Below are 24,065 nucleotides of genomic sequence, written 5' to 3'. Positions count from 1 at the left end.
CAAGCCCCACTCGGGTGCATCGTAAATCCAAGGATCTATAAGTCAACATCGGACGATCGATAGTGTCCGGAACCCGACTGAGCCGATAGCGACACACGGCCGCTGAGGGCACGCTCCGGCACAGCGTATGGCTACGTTGACGAGGTGAAAACAATGTCACGAACAGTCATCGACCTCGACGACGAGCTCGTCGCGCAAGCGGCCGAGATCCTCGGAACCAAGACGAAGGACGACACGGTCAACACCGCGCTCAAGGAAGTTGTGGCTGTCGGCGAAGCCGACTGATCCCCCGGGGGCCGCCCGAGAGCTGCGCCGCGAATCGGCCGAAGCCGGTTCGCGGAACTCGACTACAGGATTTCGAAACCGCGGGAGCGGGCCACCTCGGCCTGCTCCTTGTCGCGGGACGCGAAAGCGAACGGCTGATCACCGGCGAGTTCCGGTACGACCAGGGACGCGCACGCGAGGTGCCAGGCGTCCATCGCGCGAATGCCGTAGGTGACCACGATATCGAGCGCATCGGCTTCGACGGCCGTCTGCGGAGCGGAGAGCACGGTGACCGGGCCGTCCGGTGCGCTGTCGCGCTCCCAGGAATGCAGGAGCAGCATCTGGTCGCCGCGGTGCGCGCGGGCGGCGCGCACCAGCGCGCCCGCCACCTCGATCCGGGTCCAGGTTCCGGTGACGACGACGGTCTCCGGATCGCTCAGCAGGCCGGCGGCTCTTCGGTGGTCCCGTTCGTCCGGGAGATAGGCCCTGACGAGCAGCGATGAATCCGCATAAACGATCAAGGCGGCCCCGATCCGCGTCGAGGATCTCATCGATGATCGGACCGGCCCCGCGCATCGACTCGATCGCACGGTTCCTGAGTTCCTCGATGTCGTCTTCCTGGTCAACCGGGCGGAGCGGTGGGGCGAGCATGCCGAGCGAGGCCGCTCGGGCCTTGACCCGCTCCGTTTCGGAGCGACCGTCTTCGGCTCCCACAACGGCGAGGATCTCGTTGGCGATCGCGTTCACCGACCGGTGTTCGCGTTTCGCGCGCTCGGTGAGCCGCGCATGCAGCTCGTCGTCGACCCGAAGGAGCAGCTGTTTCATACCTCCGATTATATCGCTTACGGAAGAGTGATATCGCCGCTCTGGCGGCGGGGCATGTTGTTCAGGCCGCGTAGTCGGGCCACCGGGGCGGTGGCCCGACTACGCGGCTGCGGATTCGGGGTCAGTTCGGTTCGGAGGCGACTTCGACGCCGATGTCCCAGGAGTCACCGTCGACGCCGGTGAAGGTCACGGTGGCGTCGTACTCGTTGCCGGACGAAGGGTCGGTCAGCAGGCACTCGACTTCCTTGTCCATCGAGACGATGATCGCCTCGTCGCCGCAATCGATGTCTGGGCGCGAACCGATCTCGGCCTCCAACGCGTCCTCCGCGGCCTCGGCCAGGCTCTCACCGGAGACCGTGGGGCCGGCTTCGGCGGTGCACGCCGAGACTCCGATGAAAGCGAGAGCGAGGGGCAGCGCCGCCAGTTTTCGTGTGGGCACAGGATGGCCTTTCGTTCGGTTGACTGCGACTGCCGAGTGTATGGCCCCGCCGCAACTCGAAGGCCGGCCGGCGGTTCAGCAGGCGCAGCCGGGCGCTTCGGCCTCGCTCTTGCGGCCGATGGTCGGCATCCCGAGGCTCACGCCGGGGAGCTTCGGGGTGCGCCCGGCCTCCCAGGCGTCCCCGGCCCTGGTGCGGCGGTGGCTGCGGATCGGCGAGTCGGCCACGAGGTGGTGCGGCGCGCCGTAGGTGACGGTGGTGGTGATGACGTCGCCGGGGCGGACGCCCTCGGTGTTGTCGAGGGCGTCGCTCTCGCGCGGGGTCACCGCGAAGTGCACCAGGCGGCCGTCGCGGGCGCGGCCCGAGAGCCGGCCGGTGGCCTCGTCCTTGCGTCCCTCGCCGACGGTGACCAGCAGCTCGACCTCGGTGCCCTCGAGTTTGCGGTTCTCCTCCCAGGAGATGCGCTCCTGGAGTTCGACCAGGCGCTCATAGCGTCCCTGGACGACCGCCTTCGGGATCTGGTTCTCCATCTCGCCGGCGGGCGTGCCGGGGCGGATCGAGTACTGGAAGGTGAAGGCGCTGGAGAAGCGGGCGGCCTCGACCACGTCGAGGGTGGCCTGGAAGTCCTCCTCGGTCTCACCGGGGAAGCCGACGATGATGTCGGTGGTGATCGCCGCGTCCGGCATGGCGTCGCGGACCTTGTCGATGATCCCCAGGAACTTCGCCGAGCGGTAGGAGCGGCGCATGTCCTTGAGGATCTTGTCGGAGCCGGACTGCAGCGGCATGTGCAGCTGGTGGCAGACGTTCGGCGTCTCGGCCATCGCGGCGATGACGTCGTCGGTGAAGTTGCGCGGGTGCGGGCTGGTGAAGCGGACCCGCTCGAGGCCGTGGATCTCGCCGCAGGCGCGCAGGAGCTTGCCGAAGGCGTACTTGTCGCCGAACTCGACGCCGTAGGTGTTCACGTTCTGGCCCAGGAGCGTGATCTCGGAGACGCCTTCGTCGACCAGCGCCTGGACTTCGGCGAGGATCTCGCCGGGGCGGCGGTCCTTCTCTTTGCCGCGCAGTGCGGGCACGATGCAGAAGGTGCAGGTGTTGTTGCAGCCCACGGAGATCGACACCCAACCTGAGTAGGTGGACTCGCGCTTGGTCGGCAGCGTGGACGGGAAGGTCTCCAGGGCCTCGAGGATCTCGACCTCGGCGGAGCGGTTGTGCCGGGCGCGCTCCAGCAGGGTCGGCAGCGAGCCGATGTTGTGGGTGCCGAAGACCGCGTCGACCCAGGGGGCGCGGTCCACGATCTCGCCGCGGTCCTTCTGGGCCAGGCAGCCGCCGACGGCGATCTGCATGTCGGGGTTCCGCCGCTTGGCCCCTCGCAGGTGGCCGAGGTTGCCGTAGAGCTTGTTGTCGGCGTTCTCGCGGACGGCGCAGGTGTTGAACACGACCAGGTCGGGCGCCTCGGATTCGCCCGCGGGGACATAGCCGGCCTGCTCGAGCAGGCCGCCGATCCTCTCGGAGTCGTGGACGTTCATCTGGCACCCGAACGTCTGGACCCTGTAGGTCCGCGCACTGTCGACGTCAACCACTGAACCAGCATAGCCACCGGCGGATTCGGGCCGATCGGGCGCGGTCGGCGAGTAGCCCCGCCCACCGCGACGCGACCGGACGGCGAATTCTCGGACGTGATTCACGTCATTCGAATTGCTCGTCGATCGTCCCAAATGATCGATCACATACGTTCTAGTTGGGCTTGCAGGTAAAACTCCGGATGGCCGCTCGACCGACGATTACGACCATTCCAATGCCTTTTCGAGATATCGAGAGGTTCGCTCTTGTGTCAGTTGATCCGTCCCGATAAGGTGTGCTCCGTGCCGCCAGCGGGACCCCCACCGTCCGATCCGCGGGCGGACCCGCTGTCGCCCCCATCCGTCAGTGACACAAGGAAGAACATGCGTTTCTACAGAACCTCAGGCACCCTTGCGGCCGCCGCCGCCCTGCTCACCTCGGCCGCCTGCGTCTCCGAGGACTCATCGGCGGACCAAGCCGACGACTCCCTGGTCGGCACCGGCACCGGGCCCGAATGCGCCATCGAGGAGACCGTCAAGATCGGCGCCGTCCTCAGCCTCACCGAAGGCGCGGCGTTCGCCGGCGAATACCAGCGCGAAGGCATCGAAATGGCCTTCGAAGAGCTCAACGCCGAAGAGGGCGTCGAGTACGAGGTGATCTTCGAGGACGACAAGACCAGCGTCGAAGACAGCGTCGCGGCCTTCGAGAAGGTCATCGACCGCGACAAGGTCAGCGCCATCATCGGCCCGACCCTCTCCAACATGGCCTTCACGACCTACACCGACGCCCACAGCGCCGGTGTGCCGGCCGTCGGCATCTCCACCACCGCCGAAGGCATTCCCGAGATCGGCGACTACATCTTCCGGGCCTCGCTGCCCGAGGAGGTCGCGCTCGCCGCGAGCATCCCGGCCGCCAAGGAGTCGCTCGGCATCGAGAACGTCGCCGTGCTCCACGACAGCGCCGACGACTTCACCGCCTCGGCCTACAACACGATGATGGACGTCCTCGCCGACGAGGGCGTCGAAGTGGTCGTCGACGAGAGCTTCGAGACGGCCGACACCGACTTCAGCGCCCAGCTGAGCAAGGTCCAGGAGACCGAAGTGGACGCCGTCATCCTCTCGGCGCTCCCCGGCGCGACCGTCCCGCTGGTCAAGCAGGCCCGCGACCTCGGCATCGAGGCGCCGATCGTCGGCGGCAACGCCTTCAACTCCCCCGTGCTGGTCGGCGCCCTCGAGGACGCGGCCGAAGGCCTCATCGTCGGCGGCGCCTGGAGCGCCGCGGCCGAGACGACCGGCAACGCCGAGTTCATCGCCGCCTACACCGAGAAGTACGAGCGCGCTCCCGACCAGTTCGCCGCCCAGGCCTACACCGCGGCCCACCTCATCGACGAGGCCGTGCGCGCCGACTGCGACGCCAACCGCGAGGCCATCAAGGACAACCTCGGCCAGATCCTGGAGTTCGACTCGATCCTCGGGCCCATCTCGCTCGACGAGAGCGGCGAGGTGACCCAGGAGCCGTTCGTCCAGATCATCGAGAACGGCCAATTCGTCCTCCTGGAGAACTGACCGAGCCGCTCGGTCGGATTCCCCTCAACCTCCGTCAGGGAACCCCCAATGGTGCAGCAACTGGCCAACGGCGTCTTCGCCGGATCGATTTACGCGCTCTTCGCGATCGGTTTCACGCTGGTGTTCGGGATCCTCCGACACCTGAATCTCGCCCACGCCGCGATCTTCACCGCCGGCGCCTTCGCCGGCATCGAGCTCGCGGCGCGGTTCGACATCCCGGTGTGGGCGCTCCTGCCGATCGTGGCCGCATTGGGGGCGATCATGGGAGCGCTTCTCGAGCGAACGGCGTTCCGCCCTCTCGCGGGCCGCGACGACGAGCACTTCGCCGGACTGATCTCATCGGTCGCGTTCGGCGGCGTGCTCATCGCACTCCTCCACGCCCGCTACGGCACTGAACCGCAGAGCTTCCCGCGGGAGTACTTCCCCAACCGGCTCTACGAGATCGCCGGAGTGCGCGTGACCCTGACGCAGATCGTGACGCTGGTGCTCGCACTGGCGCTCATGCTCGGACTCGCATGGCTCGTCTCATCGACCCCGATGGGAAGGGCCATGCGGGCCGTCGCCGAGAACCCGCAGGCCGCCAAGGTCCTCGGCGTCAACGTCTCACTGGTGACCGTCGGGACCTACGCGCTGTCCTCGGCCCTCGGCGCCGTCGCCGGAGCGCTGCTGGCGCTCAACCTCGGCCAGACCGACCGCGGCCTGGGCGCCTCGGTCGAACTCATCGGCTTCGCGGTCATCATCCTCGGCGGCCTCGGATCGCTGTGGGGCGCGATGGCCGCCGGACTGATCCTCGGACTGGCCGAGGCCATGACCGTCCACTGGTTCGACTCCACCTGGAAGGGCATGGTCGCCTTCGCCCTGCTGTTCGCGGTCCTGGTCCTGCGCCCGCGCGGCCTGTTCGGCCACGTCAAGGTCAGGGAGGTCTGATGCTCGCCGGATACGACACGCTCATCACCACCATCGCGCTCGGCGCGATCCTGGCCTACTCCTTCCACGTGGTCCTCATGGCCGGGCAGCTGAGCCTCGGCCAGGCCGGCTTCGCCTCCCTGGCCGCCTACGTCTCCACGCTCGTCGTACCCGTCGAGCCGCTGTTCGGCTCGCTGTCGCCGGTCCTGGTAGGACTGCCCGTCGGCGCGGCCGTCGGCGCCGCCGCGGCGTTCGTGCTCGGACTGCCGGTCCTGCGGCTGCGCGGAGTCTTCCTCGCGATCGCCACCATCGCCTTCGGCGAGATGGTGCGGGTGGTCATGACCAACTCCGAATGGACCGGCGGCGCCCTCGGACTCCGGGTCGAGAAATGGGTGACCGTCGACTTCGCCTGGATCATCGTCGCGGTCCTGGCGTACCTGTTCTGGCGGCTCGGACCCTCCCGGGCCGGCCGCGCCTTCGCGGCCGTCCGCGAAGACGAACTCGCCGCGGGCTCCATGGGCGTCAACGTCGTCCGCACCCGGATGACCTCCTTCATCGCCTCCGGCGCCATCGCCGGGGTCTACGGGGTCCTGTTCGCCTACTTCTTCGGCCGCATCACCCCGGGCGCCTTCGACTTCACGCTCATGCTCGACGGCCTGGTCACCGCCGTCCTCGGCGGCTACCTCGTGTTCTTCGGGCCCGTCCTCGGCAGCGGCTTCCTCACCGCCGTCCCCGAGCTCCAAGAGGCCCTCGGCCTCGAGGCCGGCTGGATCCACCCGCTGGTCACCGGACTGCTCCTGCTCGCGGTCGTCATCTTCCTGCCCGGCGGCCTCTCCAGCCTCGTCGCCCGCGCCCGCCGCCGGCCCCGGCCGATCGACCCCGACACCGCCGACCTCGAAGCACTGCCGCCCCTGCCGGAGGCCGGCACCCGCATCGCGCGGCTGCGCGGCCTCAGCAAGGACTACGGCGCCGTCCGCGCCGTCCACGGCGTCGACCTCGAGATCCGCTCCGGCGAGATCCTCGGCGTCATCGGACCCAACGGCGCCGGCAAGACCACCCTGGTCAACATGATCAGCGGCCTCGAGACGCCCACCGGCGGCGAGGCCGACGTGCTCGGCGTCAAGCCCGGCCCCGCCGGCGCCCACCGCTTCGCGACAGCCGGCGTCAGCCGCACCTTCCAGCACTCCAAACTGTTCGACCGGCTCAGCGTCCTCGACAACGTCCTGGTCGGCGCGCACGTGGTCAGCCGCCCCACCTACCTGCGGCGGCTGCTGTGGCTGCCCTCGGCCCGCCGCGACGAGCGCCGCGCGCTCGCCTTCGCCTGGTCACAGCTGCGCCGCGTCGGCCTCGAGGACCGGGCGCACCTGCGGCCCGGCGCGCTGTCCTACGGCGACCAGCGCCGCCTCGAGATCGCCCGCGCGCTGGCCGCCCACCCCACGCTCCTCATCCTCGACGAACCGGCCGCCGGCATGAACCACGTCGAGGCCGCCGACCTGGCCGACCTCATCCGCGACCTGGCCGCCGACGGCATCACCGTCCTGCTCATCGAGCACAACGTCCGCATGGTCCTGGACACCTGCACCCGCCTGGTCGTCATGAACTTCGGCGAGGTCATCGCCGAGGGCGAGCCGCGCGAAGTGGCCGCCGACCCGAAGGTCGTCGAGGCCTACCTGGGCGCCGGAGACAGCGGGGAGAGCGAATATGTCTGATCCGATCCTCTCGATCGAGTCCGCGCACGTCTCCTACGGCCGCGTCGACGCGGTCCGCGACGTGTCCCTGGAAGTGCCCGAAGGCGGCCTGGTGGCCCTCATCGGCGCCAACGGCGCCGGAAAGAGCTCGGTCCTCGCCGCCGTCGCCGGACTCGTGCGGCCCAGATCCGGGACCGTCCGCCTCGACGGGCGCGACATCACCCGCTGGCCGACGCACCGCCGCGTCGCCGCCGGACTGGTACTCGTCCCGGAGGGACGCCAGATCCTGGGGTCCCTGACCGTCTCGGAGAACCTCCGCCTCGGCGCCCACCGCAGGCGCGCCGGCGCCGCACCCGAATCCGAGATGTACGACCTGTTCCCCGTGCTGCGGGAACGACGCTCGCTGCCGGCCGGTTCGCTGTCCGGCGGCGAGCAGCAGATGCTCGCCATCGCGCGGGCCATGATCGCCAGGCCGCGCGTCGTGCTCCTCGACGAGCCGTCGATGGGCCTGGCGCCCAAAGTCGTCGACGAAGTGTTCGCGGTGATCGAGCGGATCCGCTCGACGGGGGTCACCGTGGTGCTGGTCGAGCAGAACGCGCGCCGGGCGCTGCGCGTGGCCGAGACCGGATACGTCCTGGAAACCGGCGAGATCGCCCACAGCGGTCCCGCCGCGGCGCTGCTGTCCGACCCCAGAGTCGTCAAGGCCTACCTGGGGGTCGAGTGACACCGCCGCCCCGAGAACCCGAAGGAGCCCCCGCCATGGTGGAGGAGACCCCCGCTCCCGCCGAGCCCTCCCCGGGCCGCGACCGACGATGGTGGTCGTCGATGCGGATCCGGACCAAGCTCGCGATCATGCTGCTGATCCCCGCGCTGACGCTCACCGGCATGGTCGGCGTCCGGCTGGCCGAGTCGGCCGCCGAGGCCCGCGTCGTCGGCGACACCGCCGAAGTCGTCGGACTGGTCGGCACCGTCAACGACGTCGTCCAAGCAGTGCAGGCCGAGCGCTTCGCCGCGGCCATGCTGGTGTTCCAGGAGAACAGCGGCCTGGCCGACCCCGAGACGCTCGTGACCGAATTCGACCAGATCGAAGCCGGAGCCGACGCCGCGCTCGAACGCCTCGACGCGGCCAGGTCCGCGCTGGACCGGGACCTCGACTCGGAGGTCTTCGCCCTGCTCGACCGGGCCGACAAACCGCTCGACCGGTTGGGGACGGCGCGGCGGGCCGTCCACAACGGCACCGTCGCCGAAGTGCACCTGACGGTCTACAACTCGATCATCACCAGGCTCTCGGCGGTCCTCGACCGGGCCGTGGACGTCGCCGGAACCGCCGACCTGAGCCGCGAACTGCGCAGCGGCAGCCTCCTGCTGGACATCGACGAGTACTCCGAGCAGCTGCGGATCCTCGTCCTCGGCTTGGCGGACGGCAAACCGCTCGCCGGGGACTACCGGCCGTTCATGCGCCTCGCCGCCGCGCGCGAGGAGGCGCTCGGCGAGTACCGGCGCGTCACCGCCCACACCGACCCCGACGCCGCTGTGTTCAAAGTGGGCGGACTCGGCGCCGGCGAGGCCCGCCCGGCCAACCGGCTCGAAAGCGAGGTCGCCGGATCCCGCTCCGACGACGAGCAGGAGATCGACCACGAAGCGCTGATGGCCGCCTATGACGCCCGGCACGCGGCCACCGCCGACCTGGTCGACGAATCCCTGGCCGAGACCGAGGCCATGGCCGACGGCATCCGCGAGGCCGCCGTCCAGCGGCTCCTGCTCGAAAGCGCCATCGCCATCGCGGCGCTGGCGATCACGGTCCTCATCGCCTTCGGCATCGGCCGCTCGGTCACCCGAGGCCTGCGGCGGCTGTCCGGATCGGCCCGCCGCATCGCCATGGTCGACCTGCCGCGCGCGGTCAAGCACGTCGACGAGCAGGAGGGCCTCGGCGGCCTGACCCCGTTCGAATTCGCCGCCCGGACCACTCCCCCGCTCAGCACCAAGGGCACCGACGAGCTCGCCGAGGTCGGCGAGGCGTTCAACATCGTCCACCGCGAAGCCATCCGCATCTCCGCGCAGCAGGCGCTGCTGCGCTACCACGTCGGAGCGATCTTCGTGCGGCTGGCGCGGCGGGGCCACTCGCTGACCGGCCGCCTCACCTCCGAACTCGACGAGGCCGAACGCAACGAGCAGGACCCCGAACGCCTCCAGCGGCTCTTCCGCCTCGACCACCTCATCTCCCTCATCGGCCGCACCAACGACAGCCTCCTGGTCCTCGGCGGCTCCTCGGCCGCGAAGGTCCGCACCACCGACGCGAAGATCTCCGACGTCCTCACCGCCGCGCAGAGCCGCATCGAGTACTACACGCGGATCGAGCTGGCCGCCGACGACGGCGCGTGGGTCAACGCCGACGCCGTCGACGACGTCGTCCAGCTCCTCGCCGAGCTGATGGACAACGCGACCCGCTACTCCGAGACCACCGCCGAGGTCATGGCCCGCGTCCTCACCGGCCGCGTCGTCGTCCAGATCCGCGACCACGGCATCGGCATCGAGCCCGACCGCATGTCCCACCTCAACGACCGCCTGCGCCGCCGCGTCCCGGTCGACCTCGAGGCGATGCAGGCGATGGGCCTGACCGTCGTCGGGCACCTGGCCGTGCGGCACGGCATCGAAGTCGAACTGCGGCCCTCCATCGGCAGCGGCACCATCGCCGAGGTGGCCATCCCCGGCAGCGTCCTGTCGTTCACCGAACCGAAGCCGAAACCCAGGACCGCGGAACCGGCCGCCATCGCCTCCGGCGCGGCGCCGCCGCCACCCGACCCGGTGAACCAGCGTCGCAACGCCCCGCTGTTCGAGCAGACCGCCGCCGGGCAACCGGCCGCCCCAGCGGGCGCCCCGGCCCGAGGCGTCGCCACGGTCGGCGCTCACCGGACGCCCGCCATCGACGCCCCCACCGAGATGCTCACGCAACTGCCCGAACTCAAGTTCGACGTGCGGTACGTCCACGCCGAGCCGTCCCTGCGGGCCGGGCATCCGCTCCCGCAGGCCGAGCCGGCGGAACCGGCCTTCACCGAGCAAGGGCTCCCGATGCGGCAGCCGATGGACAACCTCGTCCCCGGCGCGATCGCGCCGACCCGCGAACGCGCCGGCGAGCCGATCCACCGCGACCCCAAGACCATCGGCGCCACCTACTCGGCCTACGCTCGCGGCCTCTCAGGCAGCAGAACCCAAACCAGCCCCAGCAACTGAAGGACAAGTCAATGACCAGCGCGCAATTGGACTTCCTGCTCAACGACTTCGTCGGCCGCGTGCCGCACGTGACGCACGTGATCGCCGTGGCCGCCGACGGACTGCTGATCGCCTCCAACGACACGCTGCCGCGCGACGAGGCGGAGCGGCTGTCGGCCATCGCCTCGGGCTTGACGAGCCTGCTCGCGGGAGCGGCCCGGTCGCTCCAGGCCGACCCGGTCATCAGCAACCTCACCGAGATGAACGGCGGCTACATGTTCTCCATGTCCGTCTCCGGCGGCGCCAGCCTGCTGGCGCTGGCGGGCCTGCACTGCGACATCGGCCAGGTCGGCCACGAACTGGCGAACCTCATCAACCAGGTCGGCCCGGCGCTCACACCGGCCGCGCGCCAGGTCGCCGCCGCCCGGCCGCAGTAGCCGCGAGCGGCTCAGCCCGGCCCGTCCGGCTCGTAGTCGATGCGGATCGCGCGGTCGAGGTGGCGGTGGAACCGCTCGGCCTCCTCGTCGGAGGCGTGCGACGAGAGCACGAAGGCCGGGTAGCCGGTGAAGTCCGGGTAGGGGCGGACGACGTCGCCGGGGTGGAGCATCTGGACGAGGTGGTCCACTTCGGGCCGGGCCCGGACCTCGTCGAGTCCGCCGATCGCGCGGATCCGGCCCGATCCTCCGCAGGGGACGATGTAGTTGGCCGCCGCGCCCGCCGCTCCGGCGCGGCGATGGGGCGGTTCGGGCTCGAGGCCCACCGCGAGACGCAGCGCGTCGGCGGCCAGGTCGGCGCCGACGGCGTGGTGCGCGATGTAGTGCGAGACGCCCGATCCGCCGACGCGGGCGCCGATCTCGAGCAGGTGCGGGCGGCCGTCGCGCAGGCGCAGCTCGGTGTGGGCCGGTCCTTCGGTCAGCCCGAGAGCGGCGTGGCCGGCGGCGACTTCGCGTTCGATCGCGGCGACCGTCTCGGCCGGCAGCCGGGCCGGAGCGCGGTAGACGGTCTCCTCGAAGTAGGGGCCCTTCGGCTCGCCCTTGTAGCCGACGGTGAGGACCTCGACCTCCCCGCGGTGGGCGAGCGACTCGACGGCGTACTCGGGTCCGTCGAGGTACTCCTCGACGACCAGTTCGGCGGCCCGGTCGAGCTTGTCGCGGCAGACGCGGCGGACTTCGGCGACGGCCGAGTCGAGTCCGGCGGGGTCGTCGACGCGGACGACACCGAGACTCGAGTAGCCGTGCGCGGGTTTGACCACCACCGGGTAGGCCAGGTCGCCGGTGTCGGCCGGCGCCTCGGGGCCGTCGAGGCGGACGAAGCGCGGCACGTTGAGTCCGGCGGCGGCGAAGCGTTCGCGCATGACGCGCTTGTCCTGGGCGGCGCGGGCGGTCGCGGCGCCGATGCCGGGCAGACCGAGCGCTTCGGCGGCTTCGGCGACGAACGGCACGGCCGGGTCGTAGAGGGTCACGATGCCGTCGAAGTGCCGCCGGTGGCGGCGCAGCCGTTCGACGGCGTCGGCGCCGTCGTCGAGATCGAGGCGGAGCACGTCGACCACGGCCGGCGGCAGCCGGTCGGGAACGCGCTCGTCGGGCCTGGGGACCAGGACCAGGTCGATTCCGGCGCGGTCGGCGGCCTCGAAGATCCACGGCAGCGAGACGCGCTGGTAGACGAGGACGGCGGTGGGTCTGGCGGCGGTCATGGAGTTCCTTGTTCGGTGGTGACGGTGCCGACCGGCCTCGCGGGCGCGGGCCGGCCGGCGCGGACGGTGAGCCACACGCCCGCCGCGCACACGGCGAGCAGCGCGATCGGGGCGGGCCCCGGAGCCGGTGCCTGGCCGAGCGCCCACTCCCCCAGGCGGACCAGGAACGGCACCAGGAGCGCGACGGCGGAGGTGTAGAGCGGCCCGCGACGCAGGATCAGCTCGTGGGCGATGACGAAGACCGGGGCGGTGAGGACCGCGCCGAGCACGGCGATGCCCGCCCAGTCGGCGCCGGACAGGTCCCCGAGGGGCACGGCGACGGCCGCGACGACGCCCAAGGCGACGGTGGCGACGCCGGTGACCGCGGGCAGCGCCGCCAGCGGCGAGAGGTCGCCGAGCCGGGTGCGGTAGACGTACCCGTAGAGCGCGTAGGCGACGGTGCCGCCGAAGGCCAGCAGGGAGCCGGTGGCGATCGCGCCGCCGGTCGCGTCCTGGCCCGCGCCGATGGCGGCGTATCCGATGGCGGCGGCCACGGCCAGACCGGTCCCGAGCGTCTTGCGGGCCGTGGCGCGCTCGCCGAACGCGAGGATGCCGATGGCGAAGGTGATGCACGGCAGCAGCGAGACGATGAGGCCGACCCTGGAGGCGCCGATCCGGTCGACGCCGAGCAGCGTCCCGATGTAGTAGGCGACGAAGCCCAGCAGCGCGAGGTAGACCACGGCCCATGGCCGCGACGAGCCGGCGCGCAGGCCGACCCTGACCGCCGGGAGCGCGGCGGCGATCGCGGCCAGGACCACGAACGCGGCGGCGGTGCGGCCGGCGGCGACGGCCAGCGGATGGACGCCGTCGACCAAGTGCCCTGAGAGGAGCCACCCGGCCGCGAGCAGGAGCACCATGAGGGCGGACAGGACCGTCGTCCGCCCTCCCGAGGCCGGGTGCCGGTTCACCATTCGGCCGGGGCGAAGCGCAGCGGCGGGAGCCGGTCGAGTCCGCCTTTGGCGCGCAGGAGCACCGACTGGTCGTCGGTGAAGGCGAAACGCTGCCGCTCCGTGCCGGGCTCGAGGTGCTCGCGGACGAGTTCCCTCGCCTGCGACCGGTAGTCGTCTTCGTCGGCGACGCGTTCCTCCAGCGCCTCGATGGTGTCGACGTAGTCGCGCAGCGCGGCGACGGCGGCGTCGCGGTCCAGTCGCAGGCGGCCGTCGGCGGCGTCGGTGAGCGCGCCGCGGTCGCGCAGCCAGCTGTAGAGGAACACGCCGGTGCCGGAGTCGAAGTTGCGGGTCGCGTCGTCGGCCAGCGGGTAGCGGAAGACCCGCTCCAGCAGGATCATGTCGATCTGCTCATCGGCGTGCGGGACCCCTTCGTCGACGCAGGCCAGCACGGTCTTGGCGTCCACCTTGATCTCCTCGAGCAGACCGACGAACCAGTTCATCTTGAGTCGGATGTGCCGGTCGAACGGCCATCTGCCCCGGAAGTGCATGGAGTCGTGGAGGTAGCCCCAGGTCGACCGCGCCTCGTAGCACTCCTCGGGCTTGAGTCCGGACGAGGCGCGCGGCAGGCTGTCGCCGGTGAGCACGGCCTCGGCCGCGGGGATCGCGTAGGTCTGGTGGATCTTGCGGAACTTGCTGAAGAAGAACATGGCGTACGCCTGCTCGCGGACCGGTTCGCGCGCGGCCACGTTCTCGGGGAAGAACACCAGGCAGTTGCCTTGGGCGAGGCCGGCGCTGGCGGCCAGGACGATCAGGGACTGGCAGTTGTTCTTCGGGTGCGGGTGGCTGCGGGCCAGTTCCGTGAGGGCGTCGGGCTCCTTGCGGAGGCCGAAGAAGCATTCGAGGCGTTTGCCGACCGGCGGCGCGCTGTTGGTGCTCTGGAGCGGCGCGAGGAACAGCACGGTGTCGCCGTCGTCGGGCGCTTCGAGCGCGTCGCGCGAGCGCGCGAAGTCCGGGGCGGTGTCGAGGCCGGCGCCGAGCCAGTCGTCGATGTCGGCGACGAGGGCTTCGGCTTGGGCGTCGCGGCCGGCGCGGCGGTAGCGGTCGCGGGCTTCGTCGCGGATGGAGCGGAGCAGGTCGGTCTCGGCGTCGGTGGGCGCCGGGACGGTGCCGTCGCCGTCCTGCCGGGACCGGAACCGGTCCACTTTCGGCAGCAGCGAGCACTGTACGGCGCCGGCTTCGGCTTCCAGGTCGGGCGGCAGCGGGATGATCTCGGTCATGAGAGCGCTCCCGGTTCGAACGGGCCGACCCGGTGGACGGTGAACGCCATCGGGACGGGCCCGAAGTCGCGCAGGATCCGCAGCCCGTGCCGCCGCGCGGCCACGAGCGTGGTCACGCAGCCGTCGGCGCGGCCCTCGGCGCACTCGATCGCGGCCTGGGCGTTGCTGTGGGACTCGACGGCCTCGGCGCCGGCGGGCACCAGGCCCTTGGGGGCCGGGTGGGAGGCGACACGGGCGGGCGCGTCGCTCCCGGCGCTGGCCAGGACCATGCTGTGGGTCGGCATGATGAAGGTGTCGACCATGCGCAGGCGGTGGAGGTTGGCGAAGACGAGCGTGTGGAGGGCGGGGTAGACCGCGCAGGCGGTGATGGCGTTCCGGCCGTCGGCCGGGACGGTCTCCAGTGCGGACTCGATGGTCTCGTGCAAGTCGACGGTTCCATCGATACCGTTGCGGCGCAGCCATTCGTGGGAGGCGGCTTCGAGGTTGGTGCCGGTCGGTCCGAGCGTGTGCAGGTGGCGGATGTCGGGTGGTCCGGCGTGGGTGGCGGCCAAGTTCGGCTTCCTTTCTCTGGGTTCCGGCGGGGACCGGGTCAGATGTTCGCGAAGGCGCGCTCGAGATCGTCCAGCAGGTCGTCGTGGTCTTCGATGCCGACCGAGAGCCGGATGAGGCCCGGCGGGGTCTCCAGCGCGGTGCGGTTGGCGGAGGCGTGGGTCATGCTGTGCGGGTGCTCGATGAGCGATTCGACGCCGCCGAGCGATTCGCCGAGCGTGAAGTAGGAGGTGGCCTCGCAGAATTTGCGGGCGGCCCCGGCGTCGCCCAGGTCGAAGGCGACCATGCCGCCGAAGCGGCGCATCTGCTTGGCGGCGACCGCGTGGCCGGGGTGGTCGGCCAGTCCCGGGTAGCGGACCGCGGCGACCTCGCTGCGCGAGCACAGGTACTCGGCGACGGCTTCGGCGTTGTCGCAGTGGCGTTCCATGCGGACCGGGAGGGTCTTGACGCCGCGGTCGGTCAGGTAGCAGTCGAGCGGGCCGGGCACGGCCCCGGCGGCGTTCTGCAGGTACTTGCAGGCCGCGTGGAGCTCGGCGTCGTCGGTGATCAGGGCGCCGCCGAGGACGTCGGAGTGGCCGCCGAGGTACTTGGTGGTCGAGTGGATCACGAGATCGGCGCCGAGCGCGAGAGGCCGTTGCAGGTAGGGCGAGGCGAAGGTGTTGTCGACCGCGACGCGGGCGCCGCGGGAGCGGGCGGACTCGGCGGCCGCCTCGATGTCGAGGATCGACAGCGAAGGATTGGTGGGGCTCTCGAGCCAGACCAGGCGGGTGCGTTCCCCGACGGCGGAAGCCAGCGCCTCCAGGTCGCCGGCGGGCACGGCGGTGTGGTCGATGCGCCAGTCGGTGAGGACGCCGCGCAGCAGGCGGAAGGTGCCGCTGTAGGCGTCGTCGGGGATCACGACGTGGTCGCCGGGGCGCAGGAGGGCGCGCAGCGCGCAGTCGACGGCCGCGAGCCCGGAGGCGAACGCCAGTCCGTGGCGTCCGCCTTCCAGGGCCGCGAGCTTGGCTTCGAGGGCGGCGCGGGTGGGATTGCCGGTGCGGGCGTAGTCGTATCCGCCGCGCGGGACGCCGCAGCCGTCCTGGGCGAACGTCGAGGACAGGTAGATGGGGACGTTGACCGCGCCGGTCGATTCGTCGGGGCGGTGTCCGGCGTGGATGGCGGCGGTGGCGAAGCGGGGTGCGTCCATGGCTCTCCTAGGGGGACGGCGGCGCGTCCCGGTCGAGGGTGACGGTCATGCGGATCTTGCCGCGGCCTTTGGTGCGGCGCTTGACGTCGACGCGGCCGGTGATCTCGGTGAGGTCGTTGACGTGGGTGCCGCCGCAGGGGATGGAGATGTCCTCCAGCTGCCACAGCAGGGCGTCGTCGGCCCCTTCGATCGGGGTGACGGTCGCGGTGCCGCCCTTGGCGAGGCGGTCGTTGATCCATTCGAGGACCACCGGGACGTCCTCGGGGGTGATCTCGTTGTAGAAGTCGAAGCGCGCGCGCTCGCCTTCGATGAAGCAGCCGAGGGTGTGGCGTTCGGCTCCGCGCTGGGCGAGCACCTCGCCGACGGCGGTGAACAGCAGGTGGGCGAGGGTGTGCATCTGCATGTTGCGGAACCGGCGGTCCCAGTCGAGGTGGCAGGTGACCTGCCGGCCCTCCTCGAGCGCGATCTCGTCCTCGGGGTGGTCGAGGGTGTGGACGAAGACGGTGTCGACGTTGACGATCTCGCCGTTGGGCAGCTGGAAGGGGCGTCCGCCGACCTTCTTGACGTCGACGACCCGGTAGTCGTCGATCCGGCCGTGGTCGGCGACCTGGCCGCCGGATTCGGCGTAGAACAGGGTCCGGTCGAGTGCGACGAGGTTCCCGCGGCGGCGGACGACCGTGGCCTCGCATTCGGTCGCCCTCGGCTCGTGGTGATAGAGCTTCTCGGTGCGGGACAGGGCGGTGAAAGCGGCGATCTGCGATTCAGGCTGCGTCATCGGGAATCTCCAATAGCTCCGGTCCATAGAGCTCGCCCCGGTCGGGAAAGAAAGTGAGAATTCTTCCTTCATTGAGCGTGTCCGCGAGTTCGAATGCGCCGCTCCAGCAGACTCCCGAGGAAGGACCGACGTGGACTCCTCGTCGCGCCAGATCGCGAACGGCCGCGTACGCGTCGACCTCGGCGACCTCGAATACGCCCTTCACCCTACCCATGGCCGCGGCGATCACCCCCGGCACCCCGTGCTGGTTGCCGGAGCCGCGAATCCGGCTCGGAGCGGGCTCGCCGCCGAACGTGGTCGAGCCGGCCCGGTCGGCGACATAGGAGGGAATGCCGAGCGAATCGAGCACTGCTGAGAAAGCTGAGAAATGGCCGCCGCTGCCGACGCAGAATATGCCGGCCGAATAGTCGCGCGCGACGATTTTCGGCAGCAGTCGCGGCACCAGGAATCGCCGATAGGTCTCCGGATTGAGCGGCGAGTCGTTCTGGCGCGTCCAATACCAGTCGGGGTGTTCGTCGAGGAGCGACCGGACCTTCTCGTCGCGCGACAATTGGAAGCCGCCGTCGGGGTGCGGCCGGTCGACCAGGTGCAGCCGGGCTCCCAGCAGCTCGATCTTGCGCTGCGTGATCGGAGGCATGTTCACGTCCGAGACGAGGACGATCGGATGCCCCAGCAGCCGGCCGGCCGCCGACAGGCCCACCCCGAGCGAACCCGAGGTCGACTCGATCACCGTCTGGCCCTCGGACAGCTCGCCGCGCTCCCGCGCCAGGAGCAGCAGGCCGAGCCCGAGGATCGACTTGAAGCTCGACTCGGTGGCCGGCGAGCCGAAGACCGCGTCGACCTCGACCCCGCCGGAGCCGATGGGGCCCAGGGCGATCACGTCGAGATCGCAGAGGCGCTCCATGACCGCCGCCGCGCGCGCCGGTCCGGTCGGCGGCCCGTCGAGGGCGACCGCGCCGCCCGGACCGGTGGTTTCGATGCCCGTCACTTCGATTGACCCTCCAGGATCAGGCGGACCCAGTAGATCGAGACCAGGACCGCGGCCATGCCGAGGATTTGCAGGGCGGAGAGCGTCTCTCCGAAGAACGCCAGTCCGTAGAGCGAGGCGATGACCGGCTGCAGCAGCACCAGCACGACCGCGACCGGCAGCCGCAGGTCCACGATGGCGTGCGCCATGAGCGACTGGCCCATGACCTGCGCGGTGAAGGCCAGGACCACCAGGACGCCGACCCCGGCCAGGCTCGTCGGGAGCAGCGGCTCGCCGAGCACCAGGCCCGCGGCCAGACACGTCAGGCCGGTGAAGACGCTGCCGCGCATCATGATGTACGTCGAGTCCAGGCGCCGGCGAAGGTGCTTGACCGACAGCAGGAACGCCGCGTAGAAGAACGCGGTCAGCATCGCCAGCAGGTTGCCGAAGAAGTGGTCGCCTTCGAAGCCGCTGCCGCCGAGCAGCAGCACGTAGAGTCCGCCGCAGGCGATGAGGGCCGGCCACAGGACCCGCGCGGGGATGCGCTCGCCGAACAGCAGCACGCTCAGCGGCGCGGCGATGAACGGCACCAGGTTCGCCAGCAGGTTCGACTCCCCCAGCGAGGTGTAGTCGAACGAGATGTGCCACAGGATCAGGTCGGCGCCGAGGAAGACGCCGGACAGGACGATCCACAGGTTGTCGGCCCCGGTCGCCCTGGCCTTCGCCGCGGGCTCCTCGCCGTCGCGGCGCCGCCCGGCGATGATCGCGGTGACCCACAGGATCGGGATCGCCAGAAGCGCGCGCCAACCGCCGGTGGCCGCCGGACCCACCTCGCTCCAGCGCACCAGCACGCCGCTGAGGGCGAGGAAGGCCACCGCGACCACGACCAGGGTCGAGGCGCGCAGCCGCCGGGTGCGGTCAGGAGCGATGCTGACGGCCTGAGCCACCGGGGCCTCCATCGGCGATCGAGAACAGGTTGACGGGGAACTGCTCGGCGGCCAGCGCCCGCGAGGCCGAGACGATCTTGCGCGCGTGGTCGGGGTCGTGGCCGGTGAACAGCAGGCCGATGACCGAGCCCGAGTGCGCGGCGACGATGCCGAGGGACTCCGAGGCCGCGCCGATCTCGGTCATCATCGACCAGGTCTTCTTGGGGTTGACGTCGTTGAACAGCTCGGCGCTGCGGGTGGCGACCCGGCCGACCGCGGCGGGGTCGCTCTCGCGCAGCGCGGTGTCGATCTCGTCCCACAGGCGGGCGTATTCGAGGGCGTGGATCTCCACTTCGGTGAGCTGCTCGTGGAGCAGGTCGGTGCTGACCTCGTAGCCTTCGTCGATGCCGAGGACCAGAAGGCGCAGGTCCGTCTCGTAGGTGCGGACGCGCTCGTGCTCGCGTTGGTGGCAGGAGCTGATGCCGAACGAGAGCACCTCGTCGCCGTATTCGATCTCGCGGGCGCAGGCGCGGATGTCGGCCTCGTCGATCCGGCCGGGGAAGGCCAGCTGGAGGGCCCGGGCGGTGGCCATGACGTCGGCGGTCGAGGAGGCCATGCCGCGCCCGACCGGGATGGTGCTCTCGATGGTCAGCCGCGCCCCGGCCGCATCCAGTCCGGCGCGGTCGCACAGGGCGGCGAGCATGCGCAGCGCGAGGGTCCGATCGGGAGGGTCGACGGTGGGCTCGCCGCCGCGTCCGAACTCGACGCGCGCGCGGGCCCACTTCTCGGTGACCGGGGCGGTCACGAGGAAGTGCCGCCAGGTCTCCCGTTCGCCCACATAGCCTTGCAGCAGTTCTCCGAAGGTGCCGTGAATCCTGGGGCCCCAGCTCGTGCCGGGGGTTCCCGTGACTGACATCGGCCGTTCCTCAACCTGGGTGGAGGGCCCTGGGGCCCGGAGCCGCGGCGGGATGCCGGGTCCGCCACCTACAGTACGAAACGCCGGAGTTGTCGCCAATGCGCGAGGGTTGTTGCGCGACAACTCCCCGGGCGGCGCCGGCCGATCCGGTCGCGGCGGGCCCTTGACTTGTCGGAAAAAGATTGGCAAACTTCGATATGAAGAGTGGGAGCGTTCCCCTCGTCGAGACCGACCCGACACCGATGCTCGAACGAGCGCAACAGAACCTCGCCCCGACAGCCGCTGGACCGGCTGGCAACCGAGAAGAACGAAGGCTAACGAATGACGCAAGCAACTCGAAGGCGGCGCCTGGCGGTCGCGGGCGCGGCAGTCGCCGCGCTCGGCGCCGGCGCGCTGACGATCGTCGCCGCTGGCAGCGCGAACGCCGAGCCCGGCTGCGAAGTCGACTACAACGTCGTCAACGACTGGGGCTCGGGCTTCCAGGCGAACATCAGCATCACCGCCGGAGACCCGATCGACGGCTGGACGATCGAGTGGGACTTCACCGGCGACGTCTCCAGCGTCAGCGCCTGGAACGTCTCGGACCAGTCGCTCAACGGCTCGCACTTCACCGCCAGCGACACGGGCTGGAACGGGTCGGTCTCCTCCGGCCAGACCCGTGAGGTGTTCGGCTTCACCGCGAACGGCAGCTCCGGCGACATCACCAACGTCACCATCAACGGTGTCGCCTGCGACGGCCAGGTCGACCCGGATCCGACCGAGCCCGACCCGACGGAACCCGAGCCGACAGAGCCGGAACCGACCGACCCGGCCCCGTCCGGCACGCCGGTCGAACAGCACGGTCAGCTCCACGTCTGCGGCACCAACATGTGCGACCAGCACAACAACCAAGTCCAGCTCAAGGGCATCTCGAGCATGTGGCTGCACTGGCAGACCCAGCCGTACGCCCAGAACCGGTCCGCACTGGAGTGGATGCGCGACAACTGGAACATCGACGTCTTCCGGGCCGCCATGGGCGTCGAGCCCGAAGGCGCCTACCTCTCCGACCCGGCCTGGTCGCGCCAGCAGGTCGAGACCATCATCAACAACGCGGTGGACGCCGGCGTCTACGTCATCGTCGACTTCCACGCGCACGAGGCGCACCACCACCAGGCCGAGGCGGTGAACTTCTTCTCCGACCTCGCGAGCCGCTACGGCCACCTGCCGAACGTCATCTGGGAGCCCTACAACGAACCGGAGCAGGCCTCCTGGGACAACGACGTCAAGCCCTACCACGAGGCCGTCGTCTCCTCGATCAGGTCCCAGGACCCCGACAACATCATCGTGCTCGGCTCCCCGACCTGGTCGCAGGACGTCGACGTCGCCGCCCGCAACCCGGTCTCGGGCACGAACCTGATGTACACGCTGCACTTCTACTCGTGCACCCACGACCAGTACCTGCGCGACAAGGCCGACACCGCCATCAACGCCGGCCTGGCCCTGTTCGTCACCGAGTGGGGCGCCAGCCACGCCGACGGCGGCCTCGACGGCCGGGCCTGCTACGACGAGGCCCAGCGCTGGATCGACTGGATGAGCGCCAACGGCGTCTCCTGGACGGCCTGGAAGCTCGACGTCGGCTCCGACACGACCAACCTCCTGTCCAGCGGTGCGCCCGTCACCGGCGGATGGGACGACTACCTCCACGGCCACGCGCCATTCGTCGTGGAGAACCTGAGGTAACACCCGCGGGCCGGGGAGTCGTTCGACTCCCCGGCCCGCTCGCGTGCCACCCGTACGGACGACTCACCCGTAGAGGTCGGTCAGTTCGACCAGTCGGAGATCGTCCCGTTCCGCGGCAAGCCCGGTCAGACGATCGCTGAAACCGGATCCGGACAGGCACAGCAGCCGCGTCGAGGTGGTGTCGAACCTTCCCGAGGCCCGCAGCAGAGCCCGGACGTGTTCGAGCCGTTCGAGGTGCGCCCGCCCCATCACGTCCTGCCATTTCGACTCGCCGATCGCGAGCAGACGCGGGCGGGCGCCGTCAGCCGCGGCGATCACGGCCACGTCCACTTCGTGCGAGGTCTTGGCGGCCGGATCGTTGACCACACCGCTGGCCACGGTCGTGGGCAGGCCGCCGAACAGCTCGGGGTCGGCGTGGTACAGCGCCCAATCGCGGCAGAGCTGTTCGAAATGCGGTCCCAGGATCTTGCTCGCGAACCGGTGCCGGCTCGCGCCCCAGACCCGCTCCGCCATGCCGGGCCGCTGCAACTGGTCCCATTGGGGCCGCATGATCCCGGCGTAGAAGGCGATCAGCGGCTCCGCGATGCGGTATGCGGAGCGGTTCTTCCTGAAGGCGTCGGCGTCACGGCGCAGGAGTCCTATGTCCTCCAGCACTTGGAGCGGGTGGGCGATGTCCACGGCTTTGCGTGCGAGGTAGGCGGCGATGCCGTTGCGAGTGGCGTTGCCGTCGGCCACGGCCGAGAGCACCGAGAGGTAGAGTGCCGGGTCCCGCACGTCGGCCTCTTCGGCGAGCAGGTAGCGGCCTTCTCGAAACAGCGGCGTCTGGGGATTGAGCACCGTCCGCACCACCCAGTCGTCGAAGTCGTCGAGGCCGCGCGGGGCGTCGCCGCGCAGGAACTCGTTGGGGTAGGCCGGCGTTCCGCCGACGATCGCGTGGGCGCGCACCGCGAGCGCGGGCTCGTCGATCTGCCAGAACTCGGCCGCCAGGCGGTAGTCGAGCGGCTGCACGAGCAATTCGAGGCCGGCTCTGCCGCGCAGGGGAGCGCCACCCGACAGGAGTCGGCCCATGAACGACATCGCCGAGCCGCACAGCAGCAGTCGGGTCTGAGACTGCGTCCGTTCCGGGCGCAGCGGACCGAACGCCTGCTGAAGGATCGACGGCAGTTCGGAGTTGGCGCGGACCAGATAGGGAAACTCGTCGATGACCACGGGCACCGGGCGCTCGCGTCCGAGGGCGAGCACCGCATCGATCGCCTCGAACCAATCCGCGAAATGGAAGGCGGTCATCGGCCTCGCGAAGCGGGTGAGCGAATCGCCGAACCGGCGAAGCGACTCGGCGTCGGCGGCCTCGGTGGCCCCGAAGTAGAAGCCCCCGGCCGCCCGCACCACGGCATCGAGCAGGAACGTCTTGCCCTGGCGCCTGCGGCCCGAAACCACACCGAGCGTCGCGCCCGGACGGTCGTCGGAGACGAATCGGTCCAACGCCGCCCACTCGGACTCGCGGTCGAACATCTCCGGTGGTTTCTCCACGCGGCCCTCCAGATTTATAGGACTACAGTTTATAAAACTATACCCCTACAAATCCGATCCGAGCAGCGAAATGCCCCCGCCCTCGAAGGGCGGGGGCAGTCGTTTTCGGAGCCGGCCGGTCCGGCTATGCGGTTTCGGTGATCTTCCGCTGCACCCACGGCATCAAGTCGCGCATCTTCTTGCCGACCTCTTCGAGCTCGCTTTCGGTCTGAGCCGCCTGGAGCTTCTTGAAGTTCTCGCGCTTCTCGGACTCGGCGACCCACTCCTTGGCGAAGGAGCCGTCCTGGATCTCGCCCAGGATGCGCTTCATCTCGGCGCGGGTCTGGTCGTTGATGATGCGCGAGCCGCGCGAGACGCCGCCGTACTCGGCGGTGTCCGACACGGAGTACCACATGTTGGTCAGGCCGCCCTCGTAGATCATGTCCACGATCAGCTTGAGCTCGTGCAGGCACTCGAAGTACGCCGCCTCCGGCGCGTAACCGGCCTCCACGAGCGTCTCGAAGCCGGCGCGGATGAGCTCGGCGGTGCCGCCGCACAGGACGACCTGCTCACCGAACAGGTCGGTCTCGGTCTCCTCCTTGAAGGTCGTCTTCAGCACGCCGGCGCGGGTGCCGCCGATGGCCTTGGCGTAGGCCAGCGCCACCGCCTGGGTGTCACCGCTCGGGTCCTGCTCGACGGCGACCAGCGCGGGCACGCCCTTGCCGTCGACGAACTGGCGGCGGACCATGTGGCCGGGTCCCTTCGGCGCCACCATGGCGACGTTGACGTCGGCCGGGGGCTGGATCAGCTCGTAGCGGATGTTGAAGCCGTGACCGAAGAACAGGCTCATGCCCGAGCTCAGGTTGGGGGCGATCTCGTCGGCGTAGAGTTTGGCCTGGACGGTGTCGGGGACCAGGATCATGACGATGTCGGCCCACGCGGTGGCCTCGGCCGGAGTCAGCACCTTCAGGCCCGCCTCCTCGGCCTTCGGACGCGACTTGGAGCCTTCCTGGAGGCCGATGGCGACCTCGACGCCGGAATCGCGGAGGCTCAGGGAGTGGGCGTGGCCCTGCGAGCCGTAGCCGAGGACGGCGACCTTCTTGCCCTGGATCAGGGCGAGGTCGGCGTCGTCGTCGTAGAACACTTCAGCGGACATTGATTCTC

Annotated in this window: 21 protein-coding genes and 2 pseudogenes; 8 read left to right on the top strand and 15 right to left on the bottom strand. The window is 70.2% G+C overall.

Annotated features, from left to right (window positions below; translation table 11 throughout):
• Window positions 1-153: 153 nt before the first annotated feature.
• A pseudogene (locus ACYVL2_RS07920) lies at window positions 154-264 on the top strand (type II toxin-antitoxin system VapB family antitoxin); the annotation flags it as partial.
• 83 nt (window positions 265-347) lie between these two features.
• Here ACYVL2_RS07920 and ACYVL2_RS07915 read toward each other — a convergent pair.
• The 4 genes and pseudogenes from ACYVL2_RS07915 to miaB form a co-directional block, all read right to left on the bottom strand.
• Window positions 348-815: a type II toxin-antitoxin system VapC family toxin gene (locus tag ACYVL2_RS07915; RefSeq protein ID WP_460541947.1), complete on the bottom strand. Its 468-nt coding sequence runs from the start codon at window positions 813-815 to the stop codon at window positions 348-350.
• Between the two features lie 181 nt (window positions 816-996).
• A pseudogene (locus ACYVL2_RS07910) lies at window positions 997-1,089 on the bottom strand (toxin-antitoxin system HicB family antitoxin); the annotation flags it as partial.
• 121 nt (window positions 1,090-1,210) lie between these two features.
• Window positions 1,211-1,528: a DUF4333 domain-containing protein gene (locus tag ACYVL2_RS07905; RefSeq protein ID WP_460541945.1), complete on the bottom strand. Its 318-nt coding sequence runs from the start codon at window positions 1,526-1,528 to the stop codon at window positions 1,211-1,213.
• Between the two features lie 75 nt (window positions 1,529-1,603).
• Entirely contained in the window at window positions 1,604-3,106 is a 1,503-nt protein-coding gene (gene miaB, locus ACYVL2_RS07900) for a tRNA (N6-isopentenyl adenosine(37)-C2)-methylthiotransferase MiaB (RefSeq protein ID WP_460541943.1), read from the bottom strand.
• A gap of 363 nt (window positions 3,107-3,469) precedes the next feature.
• Between miaB and ACYVL2_RS07895 the strand changes: the two genes are divergently transcribed.
• The 6 genes from ACYVL2_RS07895 to ACYVL2_RS07870 are packed head-to-tail and all read left to right on the top strand — an operon-like array spanning window position 3,470 to window position 10,892.
• Complete coding sequence (locus tag ACYVL2_RS07895; protein WP_460541941.1) at window positions 3,470-4,651, top strand: ABC transporter substrate-binding protein; 1,182 nt, start codon at window positions 3,470-3,472, stop codon at window positions 4,649-4,651.
• A gap of 48 nt (window positions 4,652-4,699) precedes the next feature.
• A complete protein-coding gene (locus ACYVL2_RS07890; protein ID WP_460541939.1) occupies window positions 4,700-5,578 on the top strand; it encodes a branched-chain amino acid ABC transporter permease in 879 nt (292 codons plus the stop codon).
• Window positions 5,578-7,266, top strand: coding sequence for a branched-chain amino acid ABC transporter ATP-binding protein/permease (locus tag ACYVL2_RS07885; protein WP_460541937.1), 1,689 nt, complete (start codon window positions 5,578-5,580; stop codon window positions 7,264-7,266). Before ACYVL2_RS07890 ends, ACYVL2_RS07885 begins: the two co-directional genes overlap by 1 nt.
• The gene (locus tag ACYVL2_RS07880; protein ID WP_460541935.1) at window positions 7,259-7,969 is read left to right on the top strand and encodes an ABC transporter ATP-binding protein; all 711 of its coding nucleotides are present in this window, start codon (window positions 7,259-7,261) and stop codon (window positions 7,967-7,969) included. Before ACYVL2_RS07885 ends, ACYVL2_RS07880 begins: the two co-directional genes overlap by 8 nt.
• Before the next feature lie 35 nt (window positions 7,970-8,004).
• On the top strand, window positions 8,005-10,476 hold the full coding sequence (locus ACYVL2_RS07875; protein WP_460541933.1) for a sensor histidine kinase: 2,472 nt from the start codon (window positions 8,005-8,007) through the stop codon (window positions 10,474-10,476).
• 11 nt (window positions 10,477-10,487) lie between these two features.
• Window positions 10,488-10,892 carry a roadblock/LC7 domain-containing protein gene (locus ACYVL2_RS07870; RefSeq protein ID WP_460541931.1) on the top strand — a complete coding sequence of 135 codons (405 nt, stop codon included), beginning with the start codon at window positions 10,488-10,490 and terminating at the stop codon, window positions 10,890-10,892.
• A gap of 11 nt (window positions 10,893-10,903) precedes the next feature.
• On the opposite strand, the gene ACYVL2_RS07865 is transcribed toward ACYVL2_RS07870, so the two are convergent.
• Genes ACYVL2_RS07865 through ACYVL2_RS07825 form a run of 9 tightly spaced genes read right to left on the bottom strand, consistent with a single transcriptional unit; the run spans window position 10,904 to window position 19,673 of the window.
• A complete protein-coding gene (locus ACYVL2_RS07865; RefSeq protein WP_460541929.1) occupies window positions 10,904-12,148 on the bottom strand; it encodes an ATP-grasp domain-containing protein in 1,245 nt (414 codons plus the stop codon).
• Window positions 12,145-13,098, bottom strand: a complete 954-nt coding sequence (locus ACYVL2_RS07860; protein WP_460541927.1) for an EamA family transporter — start codon at window positions 13,096-13,098, stop codon at window positions 12,145-12,147. Before ACYVL2_RS07860 ends, ACYVL2_RS07865 begins: the two co-directional genes overlap by 4 nt.
• Window positions 13,092-14,354, bottom strand: a complete 1,263-nt coding sequence (locus tag ACYVL2_RS07855) for a DUF6421 family protein (protein WP_460541925.1) — start codon at window positions 14,352-14,354, stop codon at window positions 13,092-13,094. The genes ACYVL2_RS07860 and ACYVL2_RS07855 overlap by 7 nt, the downstream gene beginning before the upstream one ends.
• Window positions 14,351-14,905, bottom strand: a complete 555-nt coding sequence (locus tag ACYVL2_RS07850) for a type 2 periplasmic-binding domain-containing protein (protein ID WP_460541923.1) — start codon at window positions 14,903-14,905, stop codon at window positions 14,351-14,353. The genes ACYVL2_RS07855 and ACYVL2_RS07850 overlap by 4 nt, the downstream gene beginning before the upstream one ends.
• A gap of 38 nt (window positions 14,906-14,943) precedes the next feature.
• A complete protein-coding gene (locus ACYVL2_RS07845) occupies window positions 14,944-16,089 on the bottom strand; it encodes a PLP-dependent aminotransferase family protein (protein ID WP_460541921.1) in 1,146 nt (381 codons plus the stop codon).
• 7 nt (window positions 16,090-16,096) lie between these two features.
• Window positions 16,097-16,864, bottom strand: coding sequence for an alanyl-tRNA editing protein (locus tag ACYVL2_RS07840; RefSeq protein WP_460541919.1), 768 nt, complete (start codon window positions 16,862-16,864; stop codon window positions 16,097-16,099).
• Window positions 16,851-17,852 carry a pyridoxal-phosphate dependent enzyme gene (locus tag ACYVL2_RS07835; protein ID WP_460541917.1) on the bottom strand — a complete coding sequence of 334 codons (1,002 nt, stop codon included), beginning with the start codon at window positions 17,850-17,852 and terminating at the stop codon, window positions 16,851-16,853. The genes ACYVL2_RS07840 and ACYVL2_RS07835 overlap by 14 nt, the downstream gene beginning before the upstream one ends.
• Entirely contained in the window at window positions 17,849-18,778 is a 930-nt protein-coding gene (locus ACYVL2_RS07830; protein WP_460541915.1) for a DMT family transporter, read from the bottom strand. The genes ACYVL2_RS07835 and ACYVL2_RS07830 overlap by 4 nt, the downstream gene beginning before the upstream one ends.
• Window positions 18,750-19,673, bottom strand: a complete 924-nt coding sequence (locus tag ACYVL2_RS07825) for a GHMP family kinase ATP-binding protein (RefSeq protein WP_460541913.1) — start codon at window positions 19,671-19,673, stop codon at window positions 18,750-18,752. Before ACYVL2_RS07825 ends, ACYVL2_RS07830 begins: the two co-directional genes overlap by 29 nt.
• Window positions 19,674-19,994: 321 nt before the next feature.
• Between ACYVL2_RS07825 and ACYVL2_RS07820 the strand changes: the two genes are divergently transcribed.
• Window positions 19,995-21,392 (top strand): cellulase family glycosylhydrolase, encoded by a 1,398-nt coding sequence (locus ACYVL2_RS07820; protein ID WP_460541911.1) that lies wholly within the window; start codon window positions 19,995-19,997, stop codon window positions 21,390-21,392.
• A 63-nt stretch (window positions 21,393-21,455) separates the two neighbouring features.
• Here the strand turns inward: ACYVL2_RS07820 and ACYVL2_RS07815 are convergent, their stop codons facing one another.
• Together ACYVL2_RS07815 and ilvC are read right to left on the bottom strand one after the other, a co-directional pair.
• Window positions 21,456-22,922 carry an AAA family ATPase gene (locus ACYVL2_RS07815; protein WP_460541909.1) on the bottom strand — a complete coding sequence of 489 codons (1,467 nt, stop codon included), beginning with the start codon at window positions 22,920-22,922 and terminating at the stop codon, window positions 21,456-21,458.
• A gap of 124 nt (window positions 22,923-23,046) precedes the next feature.
• The gene (gene ilvC / locus ACYVL2_RS07810; RefSeq protein ID WP_460541907.1) at window positions 23,047-24,057 is read right to left on the bottom strand and encodes an NADP-dependent ketol-acid reductoisomerase; all 1,011 of its coding nucleotides are present in this window, start codon (window positions 24,055-24,057) and stop codon (window positions 23,047-23,049) included.
• Window positions 24,058-24,065: the final 8 nt, after the last annotated feature.

It is taken from the genome of Glycomyces halotolerans (assembly GCF_054779575.1).
Note: the sequence above shows the minus strand (reverse complement) of the source record. Positions and strands in the feature narration are given on the sequence as shown.

Bases quoted from the DNA above. Each gene is read 5' to 3' on its own strand.
- ACYVL2_RS07915 (WP_460541947.1), bottom strand. From the start codon at position 815: ATGAGATCCTCGACGCGGATCGGGGCCGCCTTGATCGTTTATGCGGAT.
- ACYVL2_RS07895 (WP_460541941.1), top strand. From the start codon at position 3,470: ATGCGTTTCTACAGAACCTCAGGCACCCTTGCGGCCGCCGCCGCCCTG.
- ACYVL2_RS07890 (WP_460541939.1), top strand. From the start codon at position 4,700: ATGGTGCAGCAACTGGCCAACGGCGTCTTCGCCGGATCGATTTACGCG.
- ACYVL2_RS07885 (WP_460541937.1), top strand. From the start codon at position 5,578: ATGCTCGCCGGATACGACACGCTCATCACCACCATCGCGCTCGGCGCG.
- ACYVL2_RS07880 (WP_460541935.1), top strand. From the start codon at position 7,259: ATGTCTGATCCGATCCTCTCGATCGAGTCCGCGCACGTCTCCTACGGC.
- ACYVL2_RS07875 (WP_460541933.1), top strand. From the start codon at position 8,005: ATGGTGGAGGAGACCCCCGCTCCCGCCGAGCCCTCCCCGGGCCGCGAC.
- ACYVL2_RS07870 (WP_460541931.1), top strand. From the start codon at position 10,488: ATGACCAGCGCGCAATTGGACTTCCTGCTCAACGACTTCGTCGGCCGC.
- ACYVL2_RS07865 (WP_460541929.1), bottom strand. From the start codon at position 12,148: ATGACCGCCGCCAGACCCACCGCCGTCCTCGTCTACCAGCGCGTCTCG.
- ACYVL2_RS07860 (WP_460541927.1), bottom strand. From the start codon at position 13,098: ATGGTGAACCGGCACCCGGCCTCGGGAGGGCGGACGACGGTCCTGTCC.
- ACYVL2_RS07855 (WP_460541925.1), bottom strand. From the start codon at position 14,354: ATGACCGAGATCATCCCGCTGCCGCCCGACCTGGAAGCCGAAGCCGGC.
- ACYVL2_RS07845 (WP_460541921.1), bottom strand. From the start codon at position 16,089: ATGGACGCACCCCGCTTCGCCACCGCCGCCATCCACGCCGGACACCGC.
- ACYVL2_RS07840 (WP_460541919.1), bottom strand. From the start codon at position 16,864: ATGACGCAGCCTGAATCGCAGATCGCCGCTTTCACCGCCCTGTCCCGC.
- ACYVL2_RS07825 (WP_460541913.1), bottom strand. From the start codon at position 19,673: ATGTCAGTCACGGGAACCCCCGGCACGAGCTGGGGCCCCAGGATTCAC.
- ACYVL2_RS07820 (WP_460541911.1), top strand. From the start codon at position 19,995: ATGACGCAAGCAACTCGAAGGCGGCGCCTGGCGGTCGCGGGCGCGGCA.
- ilvC (WP_460541907.1), bottom strand. From the start codon at position 24,057: ATGTCCGCTGAAGTGTTCTACGACGACGACGCCGACCTCGCCCTGATC.